This window comes from Streptomyces sp. NPDC028722 (assembly GCF_040637655.1).
Taxonomy (GTDB): domain Bacteria; phylum Actinomycetota; class Actinomycetes; order Streptomycetales; family Streptomycetaceae; genus Streptomyces.
Genome location: NZ_JBEZWU010000008.1, coordinates 168,275 through 180,320, shown reverse-complemented (window position 1 = coordinate 180,320; position 12,046 = coordinate 168,275). Strand labels below are relative to the sequence as shown.

Annotated in this window: 9 protein-coding genes; 6 read left to right on the top strand and 3 right to left on the bottom strand. The window is 74.5% G+C overall.

What is annotated here, in order from left to right:
* Positions 1-45: 45 nt before the first annotated feature.
* Positions 46-2,064 carry a phospholipid carrier-dependent glycosyltransferase gene (locus AB0F03_RS15560; protein WP_361991206.1) on the bottom strand — a complete coding sequence of 673 codons (2,019 nt, stop codon included), beginning with the start codon at positions 2,062-2,064 and terminating at the stop codon, positions 46-48.
* Between the two features lie 477 nt (positions 2,065-2,541).
* Positions 2,542-3,192, bottom strand: a complete 651-nt coding sequence (locus tag AB0F03_RS15555; RefSeq protein WP_361991203.1) for a nucleoside/nucleotide kinase family protein — start codon at positions 3,190-3,192, stop codon at positions 2,542-2,544.
* A 105-nt stretch (positions 3,193-3,297) separates the two neighbouring features.
* Between AB0F03_RS15555 and AB0F03_RS15550 the strand changes: the two genes are divergently transcribed.
* From AB0F03_RS15550 to AB0F03_RS15535, 4 genes are all read left to right on the top strand, one after another.
* Positions 3,298-4,035 carry a beta-phosphoglucomutase family hydrolase gene (locus AB0F03_RS15550; protein ID WP_361991200.1) on the top strand — a complete coding sequence of 246 codons (738 nt, stop codon included), beginning with the start codon at positions 3,298-3,300 and terminating at the stop codon, positions 4,033-4,035.
* Positions 4,032-6,386, top strand: coding sequence for a glycosyl hydrolase family 65 protein (locus tag AB0F03_RS15545; RefSeq protein WP_361991197.1), 2,355 nt, complete (start codon positions 4,032-4,034; stop codon positions 6,384-6,386). Before AB0F03_RS15550 ends, AB0F03_RS15545 begins: the two co-directional genes overlap by 4 nt.
* Before the next feature lie 373 nt (positions 6,387-6,759).
* Positions 6,760-8,262: a hypothetical protein gene (locus AB0F03_RS15540; protein ID WP_361991194.1), complete on the top strand. Its 1,503-nt coding sequence runs from the start codon at positions 6,760-6,762 to the stop codon at positions 8,260-8,262.
* A gap of 280 nt (positions 8,263-8,542) precedes the next feature.
* On the top strand, positions 8,543-9,028 hold the full coding sequence (locus tag AB0F03_RS15535; RefSeq protein WP_361991191.1) for a DUF5709 domain-containing protein: 486 nt from the start codon (positions 8,543-8,545) through the stop codon (positions 9,026-9,028).
* A 127-nt stretch (positions 9,029-9,155) separates the two neighbouring features.
* On the opposite strand, the gene AB0F03_RS15530 is transcribed toward AB0F03_RS15535, so the two are convergent.
* The gene (locus AB0F03_RS15530; protein WP_356822782.1) at positions 9,156-9,365 is read right to left on the bottom strand and encodes a hypothetical protein; all 210 of its coding nucleotides are present in this window, start codon (positions 9,363-9,365) and stop codon (positions 9,156-9,158) included.
* 227 nt (positions 9,366-9,592) lie between these two features.
* On the opposite strand from AB0F03_RS15530, the gene AB0F03_RS15525 reads away from it, so the two are divergent.
* Both AB0F03_RS15525 and AB0F03_RS15520 read left to right on the top strand, forming a co-directional pair.
* Entirely contained in the window at positions 9,593-11,428 is a 1,836-nt protein-coding gene (locus AB0F03_RS15525) for a glycoside hydrolase family 15 protein (RefSeq protein ID WP_361991189.1), read from the top strand.
* Positions 11,429-11,794: 366 nt separating this feature from the next.
* Positions 11,795-12,031, top strand: a complete 237-nt coding sequence (locus AB0F03_RS15520; RefSeq protein WP_361991187.1) for a hypothetical protein — start codon at positions 11,795-11,797, stop codon at positions 12,029-12,031.
* Positions 12,032-12,046: the final 15 nt, after the last annotated feature.

Sequence of the window (12,046 nt, the reverse complement as noted above, 5' to 3'; positions counted from 1 at the left end):
ACATAGCTCACCGACCGCCGTGACCAGGGGGTTGAGTCAGCGGGCTCACCGCCGAAAGAGGCTGATGGAATGGCCGACTTCGCCGGCCGGCCGGCTGCCGGCGATCAGTTCGGCGAGCCTCCCGCGCGCCTTGGCCACGGCCGAGTCGGACACCACCAGCAGTCCGTGCACCCGCTCCGGCGGCACCCGGCGCGGATCGGCGGCGTGGATGCCGTAGTACGACGGCACTCCGCTGCCCTTGTACACCAGCCACACCCGCTCGCCCGGGTACCGCTGCCGGAGCCGGTCGGCGAGCCGGCCCAGGTCCTGTCCCCAGTCCACGTTCGAGTCGTGCAGCAGCCGGTGCGTGTGCGCCGGGCCGCCGAAGGCCTCGTTCGCGTACGGCAGGTAGTACGGGAACGCCCGCAGCGAACTCGCCGCCTCGAACAGCACGAGGGCGCAGATCAGGGGACGGGCCCAGTGCCTGCCCCGGTTCTGGTCCCGGTCCCGGTGCAGCGCGGGCAGGCAGCCCGCCGCCACCGCGAAGAACATCGGCACGAACAAGGCGTACCGGGTGCCGAAGTCCCGCGCCCCGGTCATCGCCACCGCCAGCAGGACGAGAGGCGGCAACAGCAGGTACGGCGCCACGGGCCGCAGCCGCCGCACCGCCACGACCGCCACCGCGCCGGCCGCGCCCAGCGCCGCCAGTCCGAGCGGCGTCTTCACCAGCAGGGCGGCCGGCAGGTAGTACCAGAGCGAACCGGTGTACACGTGCCCGAACAGATAGCCATGCCAGGGATAGTCCTCCAGCCCGAACTGCACCCGCATCCCCGCCCGGTACGCCTCGGGCACCGGCAGCAGGTCCACCAGCCGCCCGCGCAGCCCGTGGACGGCGGGGACGGGTTCGGCGGGCGTGAACCGCAGCCGGGGATCGACGGCCAGGTACGCGGCCCAGACGACGGCGAGCGCCACCAGCACCACGACCGCGGCGCCCAGGAGCGCGGCCCCCACCGGCCGCCGCCGGCCCCCGGACCACGGCCGGTCCGGCCTGGCCCACCGGTCGGGCCGGTGCGGCCGGAAGGCCAGGAAGAAACGGCGCGTGACCGGGGCGGATGCCGCGGCCGGAGTGGACGGGTGCGGGTGCGGGGCGGATGCCGCGGCCGGAGTGGACGGGTGCGGGTGCGGGTCGGGTCCCGCGGCAGGAGTGGTCGGGTGCGGGTCCGGGGCAGTTCCCGTCGTCGGACCGGACGGGTGTGGGTCCGGGGCGGACCTCGCAGCCGGGGCGGACCGGTGCGGACGCGGGCCGGACCTCGCGGCCCGAGTGGACCGGTGGGCGGCCACCGCGGACGCCGCCGCCAGCACCATCAGCACCGGCACCGCCGGCAGCGCGCTCATCTTCGTCGCCACGGCCGCCCCGAGCGCGGCCCCGGCCGCCGGCAGGTACGGGACGGGCCGCCGCCGCGCCCGCCACACCAGCCAGGCCGACACCAGCACGAACCCGGCCGCCGGCACGTCCAGGGTGGCCAGCGAACCGTGGGCGATCAGGTCGGGCGAGAAGGCGTACAGGGCGAGCGCCACCAGTCCGCCCGCCGGGCCCGCCACCTCCCGGGCGAACGCGAAGGCGACCAGCCCGCACAACAGGGTCAGCACGATCACCGGCAGCCGCGCCCACAGCATCACCCGCCAGGGATCGTTGCCCGACGCGTACAGCAGCCGCCGGCCCGCCTCCCCCTGGTCGCCGGTGAACGCCGGGTCGTAGCGCGGGTCCGCCACCGCCACCCCGGCCGCGATCAGGAGCTTCCCGAGCGGCGGATGCTCGGGGTTGTAGCGCACCCGGTGCGTGTGCAGGTAGTCGGCGGCCGTCGCCACGTACACGGGTTCGTCGATGGTGGGGGTCTGCTGGACGGCCGTGGTGACCATCGCCGCGGCCATCTGCGCCAGCAACAGCACGACGAGGAGCGGCGTCAGCCGGCGCCCGTGCCGGCGCAGCCGGGCGTACCGGGCGTACCGGGCGGCCCGGGCCCGCCGTACCGGCTCCGCGGCCGGAGCCCGGGGAGTGAGGACCAGGTGCTGTTCGCGCGTCATCGTCCGTCCCACGGTGGCACCGGCCCGCGCGCCGGACCAGCGCCCGAGGGCCCGGTCACGGTCCCGCCGGGGCACCGCTCCCGCCACCGCCGCACAAGTCGTACCGGCAGACCTTCTGCCGTACACACCGGTACGGCCCACGGCCCGGCGGAGTTCACCCCGCCCGACACGAAACCGGCCGCACGACCGGGACCCGCCGGGACGTCTACGCGACCGGCACCGTCGACGGGGCGCGCGCGAGCCCGCCGCCGGCCGGTACGAAGGGAGTGCGGCCGTCCCTTCCGGTGACGGACCTGGTCCGGCCGTACGCACGAGGCGCGCACCGCCGTACGCGGACCCGGTCGTCGGCACCTGCGGCCGGGGCCGTCCCGGACGCGGCCGTCCCGGCCGGTGACGACCCCCGGCGGGGCCGCACCCACGAGGCGTGCACCGTTCGTCGTACGCCGCGCCCCGGCCGTCCGTGCCGGCGCCCGCGCGTCAGCCCGCCGGGGGCGGCGGGGCGGCCGGCAGCACCAGGTCCGCCCGTTCCCGGGTCGCCGCGATCAGGTCGGCGTTGCGCTGGTCCGTGCCCCGCACCCAGGCCACGGCCGCCGCGTGGTCCTTGCCGAACTCCTTGTGCCGGGCGATCAGCCGGCGCACCCGCTCGTCCTCGTCGGTCTCGCAGAACCACACCTCGTCCAGGCACGGCCGCACCCGCCCCCACGCCCCCTCCCGCACCAGCAGGTAGTTGCCCTCGGTCACCACCAGCCGGGCGGTCGGCGGCACCGGGATCGCGCCCGCGAGCGGCTGCTCCAGCACCCGCTCGAACGCCGGCGCGTACACCACCTCGCCGGTCTCCTCGCGCAGGCGCCGCAGCAGCGCCGCGTACCCGGCCGGGTCGAAGGTGTCCGGCGCGCCCTTGCGGCCCCGGCGGCCCAGCCGGTCCAGCTCGGCGTCGGCGAGGTGGAAGCCGTCCATGGGCACGTGCACCGCCCACGGCGGGCCGTCGCCGTTCAGGGCGTCCACCAGGCGGGCGGCGAGCGTCGTCTTGCCCGCGCCCGGGCTGCCCGCGATGCCGAGCAGGGCACGCCCGCCGCCCCGGGGCAGGGCGCGGGCACGGCGGAGGAGGTCGTCGAAGGTCAGGGACACACGGGCAAGTGTGGCATCGCCCGTTCGCCGCACAGGTGGCCCGTTCGCCGAACATGTGGCGTGCGCCACCCACTGGAGCGCTTCCTACGGGGAACAGTGCTGGGTATGACTCAGCTCGGTCTGCCCGACACCATCCAGGCCTGTCTCTTCGACCTCGACGGGGTCGTCACCAAGACGGCCGTCGTGCACGCGGCGGCCTGGAAGGAGACGTTCGACGCGTTGCTGCGCGCCTACGACGGCGAGCAGGGAAGGCCGTTCTCCGACGCCGACTACGACGAGTACGTCGACGGCCGCCCCCGCGCCGACGGCGTCCGCGCCTTCCTCGACTCGCGCGGCATCCACCTGCCCGAGGGCGGCCCGGACGATCCGCCCGACGCCCGCACCGTCCACGGCGTCGGCAACCGCAAGAACGAACTGCTGCTGGAGAAGATCCGCACCGGCGGCGTCGAAGCCTACGACGGCACCCTGCGCTACCTGGAGGCGGTCCGCGCGCACGGGCTGCGCACCGCGATCGTCTCCTCCAGCGCCAACTGCCGGGACGTGCTGCGCGCCGTCGGCGCGGAACACCTCTTCGACACCCGCATCGACGGCGTGGTCGCCGCCGAGCGGAACCTGCCGGGCAAGCCGCACCCCGACACGTTCCTGGCCGCCGCCCGTGACCTCGGCGTCGAGGCGTCCCGCGCCGCCGTGTTCGAGGACGCCCTGGCCGGCATGGACGCGGGCCGCGCGGGCGGCTTCGGGTACGTCGTCGGCGTCGACCGGGTCGGCCAGACCGACGCGCTGTACAAGCACGGCGCCGACACCGTCGTGCGGGACCTCGCCGAGCTGGGAGACAAGCAGTGATCACCGAGCGGTCGTACGCCGTCGAGCCCTGGACCGTCCGGGAGACCACCCTCGACCTGGACGTCCTCGCCCAGAGCGAGTCGGTGTTCGCCCTGTCCAACGGGCACGTCGGCTGGCGCGGCAACCTCGACGAGGGCGAACCGCACGGCCTGCCCGGCAGCTACCTCAACGGCGTCCACGAGGTGCACCCCCTGCCCTACGCGGAGGCCGGCTACGGCTACCCGGAGTCCGGGCAGACCGTCATCAACGTCACCAACGGCAAGGTCCTGCGCCTGCTGGTGGACGACGAGCCGTTCGACCTGCGCTACGGCCGTCTCGTCGCCCACGAGCGCGTGCTGGACCTGCGCCGTGGCGTCCTGGAGCGGACCTGCGAGTGGACCTCGCCGGCCGGCTCCACCGTCCGGGTGCGCTCCACCCGGCTGGTGTCGCTGACCCAGCGGGCGGTGGCGGCGGTCGCGTACGAGGTGGAGGCCGTCGACAGCCGCAGCCGGGTGGTGATCCAGTCGGAACTGGTCGCCAACGAGAGCCTGCCGCAGTCCGACGGCGACCCGCGCGCCGCCAGGGCGCTGAAGTCCCCGCTGGAACAGGAGGACGGCTTCGCCGCCGGCAACCGGCTGCGGCTGGTGCACCGCACCCGGCGCAGCGGCCTCAGGGTCGCCGTCGCCGCCGACCACGTCGTCACCGGCCCCGACCGCACCACCACCCGCAGCGAGAGCGGCATCGACGTCGCCCGGCTGACCGTGACCTCCGTACTGGAGCCCGGACAGACCCTCCGGGTGGAGAAGCTGGTCGCCCACGGCTGGTCCGGCGCCCGCTCCCTGCCCGCGATGGCCGACCAGGTCGACGCCGCGCTCGCCGCGGCCGGGCACGACGGCTGGCAGGGCCTGCTGAACGACCAGCGGTCCTGCCTGGACGACTTCTGGGCCCGCGCCGACGTCGAGGTCGAGGGCGACGAGGAGGTCCAGCAGGCCGTCCGCTTCGCCCTCTTCCACGTCCTCCAGGCCGGGGCCCGCGCCGAACAGCGCGCGATCCCCGCGAAGGGGCTCACCGGCTCCGGGTACGACGGACACGCCTTCTGGGACACCGAGATGTTCGTGCTGCCCGTGCTCACCCACACCGCGCCCGCCGCCGTCGCCGAGGCACTGCGCTGGCGCTACAACACCCTGGACGAGGCCCGCGAACGCGCGGCCCAGCTGGGGCTCGCCGGGGCCGCGTTCCCCTGGCGGACCATCGCCGGTCCCGAGGGCTCCGCGTACTGGCCGGCCGGCACCGCCGCCTTCCACGTGAACGCCGACGTGGCCGACGCCGTCGTCCGGTACGTCGAGGCCACCGGCGACACCGCCTTCGAGCGGGAGACCGGCGTGGAACTGCTGGTGGAGACCGCCCGGCTGTGGCGGTCGCTGGGCCACCACGACCGGCACGGCGTCTTCCACCTCGACGGCGTCACCGGCCCCGACGAGTACAGCGCGGTCGCCGACGACAACACGTACACCAACCTGATGGCCCGGCAGAACCTGCGCGCCGCCGCCGACGCCGTCGAACGCCATCCGCGCGAGGCCCGGCGGCTCGGCGTGGACGACGAGGAGAGCGCCGCCTGGCGGGACGCCGCCGACACCATGCACCTGCCCTACAACGACGAACTCGCCGTCCACGAACAGCACGCCGGGTTCACCCGCTACCAGCGCTGGGACTTCGCCGGCACCCGCGCCGACCAGTACCCGCTGCTGCTCCACTTCCCCTACTTCGACCTGTACCGCAAACAGGTCGTCAAGCAGGCCGACCTCGTGCTGGCCATGTACACCTGCGCGGACTACTTCGAGCAGGAGTACGACGAGGAGCAGATCGCCCGGAACTTCGCCTACTACGAGCCGCTCACCGTGCGCGACTCCTCACTGTCCGCCTGCTGCCAGGCCGTCATCGCCGCCCGCACCGGCCATCTGGACCTCGCCTACGCCTACACCACCGAGGCCGCGCTGATGGACCTGCACGACCTGGAGCACAACACCCGGGACGGGTTGCACATCGCCTCCCTCGCGGGCACCTGGATGGCGCTGGTCGCGGGCTTCGGCGGCATGCGCCGCGACGGCGACCGGCCCCGGTTCGCGCCCCGCCTGCCCGAGCGGCTGAGCCGCCTCGCCTTCCACGTCCAGTTCCGCGGGCGCCGGCTGCGGGTGGAGATCGGCGCGGACAAGGCGACGTACGCGCTGCTGGACGGGCCGCCGCTGACCATCCGCCACCACGGGGAGTCCCTGAGGATCAGCACCGACGAACCGGCCGTCCGGGCCATACCGCCGCTGGTCCGCCGCGCCGCGCCCGACCAGCCGCCGCACCGGGCACCGAACGGCGGCTGACCCGCGGCCGGCCGGCCGACGTGGGGGGCGCGGGTGTCCGTCGCCGGGTGCGGGATGTCCGTGGCCGGGCGCGCAGTTCCCCGCGCCCCTGACGGGGTCCGGACCCGGCTTGGCCGTACGGGCATCCTGGGTAGTCGGGCCACGGCCCGGCAGCGTGCGTGTCCGTCGTCGGGGGCGGGGCCTCCCGTGGCCGGGCGCGCAGTTCCCCGCGCCCCTTCGGCCGTCGGTGCGCCGGATGGCCGTACCCGCGCCGCGCGGGCGGACGGAGCGGGCTAGCTTGGCGGTGGCTTCCCGGTTCCGGGCCCGCCCCGTACGGGCCGGTGAGCCGTGGGGGAGCGGCCGTGAGGAAGCTGTAGGCGAGAAGCGGTGATCCATGACCGGCAGCACGGACACCCCACACGCCGGCGCGCGCCGTGAGCGACGCGCCGCGCATCCGGCGACGGACGGTGTTCGTACCCGGGCCCGCGCCACCGCCCCGCTCGCGGCCGTCGCCGCCGTCTTCACCCTCGCCCAGCTGCTCCTCCTCGGCCCCGGTACCGGCCTCGGCTGGGACGAGACGGTGTACGTCAGCCAGGTCGCCGCACACGCCCCGGCCTCGTTCTTCAGCGCGCCGCGCGCCCGGGGCGTCTCCCTGCTCGTCGCGCCGGTCGCCGCCTGGTCGTCCTCCACGGTCCTGCTGCGGATCTACCTCGCGGTCCTCTCCGGCCTCGCCCTGTACCTGGCGCTGCGCGTCTGGCGGAGCCTGTTCCCGGTCCGTGTCCTGGCGCTCGCCGGTGCCCTCTTCGCCTCCCTGTGGGTGACCCTGTTCTACGGCCCGCAGGCCATGCCCAACTACTGGGTGGCCGTGGGCGCGCTCACCGCCGTCGGCTGCTTCCTGCGCGCCGGGGCATACGGTGCCGGGACGGACCGGGCGGCCCTCGCGGGGCTCGCCGGGAGCGCGGCGCTCATGGCGTTGATGCGGCCGACGGACGCCGTCTGGGCGGCCCTGCCGCTGCTCGTCCTCGGTGCGGGCCGACGCCACCGGCGGGCGCTGCTCGTGCTGCTGACCGGCCTCGCCGCCGGCGCCGCCGAGTGGGTGATCGAGGCGTACACGCGCTACGGCGGCCTGGCCCGGCGGCTGGCGGACGGCTCGGCGATCCAGGGCGGCCTCGGCTGGCACCTCGCCGTCGTCGACCAACTGCGCAGCCTCGGCGGGCGGACCCTGTGCCGGCCGTGCACCGGCGGCCCGCCGCACCCCGCTCTCACCGCCTGGTGGTTCGTGCTGCCGCTGCTCGCCGCGCTCGGGCTGGCCGTCGCCGTCCGCGCCCGGCGCACGGCGGCCACAGCCCTGCCGCTCGCCTGTGCGGCGACGGCCGCCTTCCCGTACCTGTTCCTGATCGGCTACGCGGCACCCCGCTTCCTGCTGCCCGCCTACGCCCTGCTGGCCGTCCCGGTCGCCGACGCGCTCGTCCACCTGATGACGGTTCCCCGCCCCTCCCGGCGCCCGGTCGTGGTGACGCTGGTCTGCGCCGGGCTCGCCGCCCACCTCGCCGTACAGCTGGCGGTCCTGGTGCACACGGCCGGCAGCACGGCCGCCGCCCACCGGGCCTGGTCCCGCACCGCGGCGGAGCTGCACCGCCGGGGCATCCGCCCGCCCTGCCTGGTCACCGGCGAGGAGGCCCTGCCGGTCGCCTACCAGGCCGGCTGCTCCTCGGCCGCCACCTCCGGACCCAACGCCAACGCCACCGGCGACGGCATCGCCCGCACCGCCCGGCGGATTCCGGTCGCCGCGCTGGTGCCGGTGGGCGCCGCACCACCCGGGTACGCCCGCGCCTGGACGCCCGTGCCGCTGGGCGGCGTACGGCTGTACTACGTCGTCCCCGGGCCCCGCGGCTGACGTCCGCGCCCAGCGCATGGGCAAAGACTGTGGCGCGCTTTGGCGCACATGGGTTGCATATGCCGGAGGGATGGCACAAGGCTGGGTGGTGACCGCCCCTGGTCGCGCTCCGCCCCTCCCCGCCCCGCCAGGACCCAGTCCTCGGCCCGGCACCGCGTCCCCGGCTCCTGACGCGGCAGGAGCTGATCAGGGGCGGTTCGGCCACGGCCCGGGTGACGGCGGGGTTAATGATCCTCTTGCGGGTTACGTGGAGCAGGACCGCACCGCGAAGGAGGCGACCATGAGCGAACAGTCCGAGCAGACCCCCATGGCGGACGACGCCTACCAGCCCACCGGAACCAACGAGGAACAGGAGGACGCCGCACCCCTGGACCTTCAGGACGCGGTGGACGAGCGCACCTACGACGACATCCTCGACGAGGGCTACTCCCCGCCCGAACGCCCCCTGGGCGTCACCAAGCACGGCATCACCGCCGCCGAGCAGCACGAGGGGGAGACCCTTGACGAGCGGCTCGGCCAGGAGGTCCCGGACGTGACCCCGCCCGCCGGCGACGAGATCGGCGACCTGCCGGGAGGCGAGGGCGAGCCGGTCGACTCCGAGGCCGGAGAGACCCGCGCGGGCCGCCTGGTCGCCCCGGACGAGGGCGCCCACACCGACACGGTCAAGGAAGAGGTCGCCGACGACGTGGGCATCGACGGCGGAGCGGCGGGCGCCGAGGAAGCGGCCGTGCACGTGATCCCGGACGACACCGCCCTGCCGGAGTGACCGCCGGCACCCGCGACCTCCCGCACCGGTCACGGCGCACGACATCCCCCGCACACACGACGGCACCGGCCGGGCGTTCCCTCGCCCGGCCGGTGCCGTCGTCCGTCTCCTCGGTCCCCGGACCGCCCTAGGGCAGCAGTTTCTCGACGGCCGCGGAGCCCTCGGACTCCAGCTTCTGCCGCGCCCAGTCGAGGTTCTTCGGTGTGACGTCCCTGCCCGCCGCCATCACCAGATCCTCGGGGGTGACGTCCCTCGAGGGAGCGGAGTGGAGCAGGGCGTCCGGGGTGCGGACGTCGTCCGACGTCGACCGGGACTCTTCGGGTGTGGATGTCGACATGATGCCTCCTCCTCGGTCCGGATGACCGCATCCGTGCCGGTGCCTCCGAACGAGGCACCCTCTCACCATTGCCCGCCTCGGCGCTCCCTGCATCCGGAAAGCGCCGGGGGCGGCGAGAAAGCACCTGCCCACGCCACGCGGGCCCACTCGCTCCTAAGCTGGATAACACCCGTAAGCGGGAAACCGCATCGCGGGACCACGCCCCGTACCGAACCGGGAGGCCGCCGATGGCCGAGACGCCGTTTCCCGAGGACGCGGCCCCCCGCCGCCGCTACCTCCCCATCGCCGACCACGGACTCATCGGCGACCTGCGCAGTGTGGCCCTGGTCGGCACCGACGGCACGATCGACTGGTACTGCTGCCCGTCCTTCGACGCCCCCAGCGTCTTCGCGGCCATCCTGGACGCCGAGCGCGGCGGCCGGTTCGAGCTGGCCCCCACCGTGCCGGCCCGCACCAAACAGTTCTACTTCCCCGACACCAACGTGCTGATCACCCGGTTCTTCACCGAGGACGGCGCCGGCGAGGTGCAGGACTTCATGCCCGTCGGCACGAAGGGCTCCGAGACCGGCCGGCACCGGCTCATCCGGCGCGTGGTCTGCGTCCGCGGCACCGTACCCTTCCGGGCGCTGGTCGCCCCGCGCTTCGACTACGGCGCCGCCCCGCACACCGTGCACGCCCTGGACGGCATGATCCTGTTCGAGTCGCCCGACCTGTCCCTGACACTCACCTCCACGGCGGCCCTGGAGTACGGCGAACGCGACGCGTGGGCCGACTTCAAACTCGACGAGGGCGATTCCGCGGTGTTCGCCCTGGACCAGGTCGGCGCCCGGATCGCCCCGCGAGGCTGTGCCCACGCCGAGGCCGAGCACGAGTTCACCGCCACCGTCGCCTACTGGCGGCACTGGCTCCACCAGTCCCGCTACCGGGGCCGCTGGCGCGAGATGGTGCACCGCTCCGCGCTCACCCTCAAACTCCTCACCTACGCCCCCACCGGCGCCATCATCGCCGCCCCCACCACCAGCCTGCCCGAACAGCTCGGCGGCGAGCGCAACTGGGACTACCGCTACGTGTGGGTGCGGGACGCCGCGTTCTGCGTGTACGCGCTGCTGCGGCTCGGCTTCAGCGGCGAGGCCGAGGCCTTCATGCGGTTCGTCACCACGCACATCAGCCCCGGCTGCGGCGACGGCACCGGACCCTTGCAGGTCATGTACGGCATCGACGGCCGCGCCGACCTGCCCGAACGCGAGCTGCCGCACCTGGAGGGATACCAGGGCTCCGCACCGGTCCGCGTCGGCAACGCCGCCGCCGGCCAGCTCCAGCTCGACATCTACGGCGCGCTGATCGACTCCATCTACCTCTACGACACGTGGGCCCAGCCCATCTCCAGCGGTCAGTGGGACGACGTGTGCCAGCTGGTCGACTGGGTCTGCGACCACTGGGACCAGCCCGACGAGGGGGTGTGGGAGACCCGCGGCGGGCGCAAGAACTTCCTCTACTCGCGGCTGATGTGCTGGGTCGCGATCGAGCGGGCCATCCGCCTCGCCAACCGGCGCGGCCTGCCCGCCGACCTGACCCGCTGGCGCCGGGCCCGGGACACCGTCTACCGCCGGATCATGGACCGCGGCTGGTCCGAGCGCCGGGGCGCCTTCGTGCAGTACGAGGGCGGCGACGTCCTCGACGCCTCCCTGCTGATGATGCCGCTCGCCAAGTTCATCGCCCCCACCGACCCCAAGTGGCTGTCCACCCTGGATGCCCTCACCGACGACCTGGTCTCCGACTCACTCGTCTACCGCTACGACCCGCAGGCCAGCCCCGACGGACTCCGCGGCGACGAGGGCACGTTCTCCATCTGCTCCTTCTGGTACGTCGAGGCGCTCGTCCGGGCCGGCCGCCTCGACGAGGCCCGCCTGGCCTTCGAGAAGATGCTCACCTACGCCAACCATCTCGGCCTGTACGCCGAGGAGATCGGCCGCACCGGCCGCCAACAGGGCAACTTCCCGCAGGCGTTCACCCATCTGTCCCTGATCAGCGCCGCCTTCAACCTGGACCGCGCCCTCGGCTGAACCCTCCCGCACGTCCGCCACGGCTGGCGCCGCCGGGTCACAGCCCACCCGCGCCCCACGACTTCCGCGGCGACGGCCGCACCGACCTCCTCACCGGCTTCCCGGACGGCACCGCCGGCGGCAAGGAGGGCGCCGGACACGTCACCGTCCGGTACGGCACACGCCTGGCCGGAACACCCCGGACATCCCGGGCACCGCAGAGGCCGGTGACGCCGCTCTCGGCGGGGCCGCCCACGGCGCCCGCTCGGCGCGCCGATCGACGAGTGGCCGACCGTCCGGATCGGGCGGTGTGTCCGGAACGTGCTGCGGGTACCCGGCAGCTCCGCAAGCGGAAGCACCACCGGGTCGACAGAGGGAGGAGACCGGATGACCAGCACCAGCGAGACCGGCGACGTCACCGGCACCCGCGACAAGGACTACAACCTGATCTGGTACGTCGAGGCGTGCCTGAGCAACGCGCTGCGCATGGAGCAGTACGTCCAGGACGCCGAGCGGGACGGGGACAACGAGGTCGCCGACCTGTTCCGCAAGGCGCAGGCCGACAGCCGCAAGGGGGCCGAGCTGGGCAAGCGGCTGCTGCGCTCCCGGCTGAGCGACAGCTGACCGCCACCGTCCCAC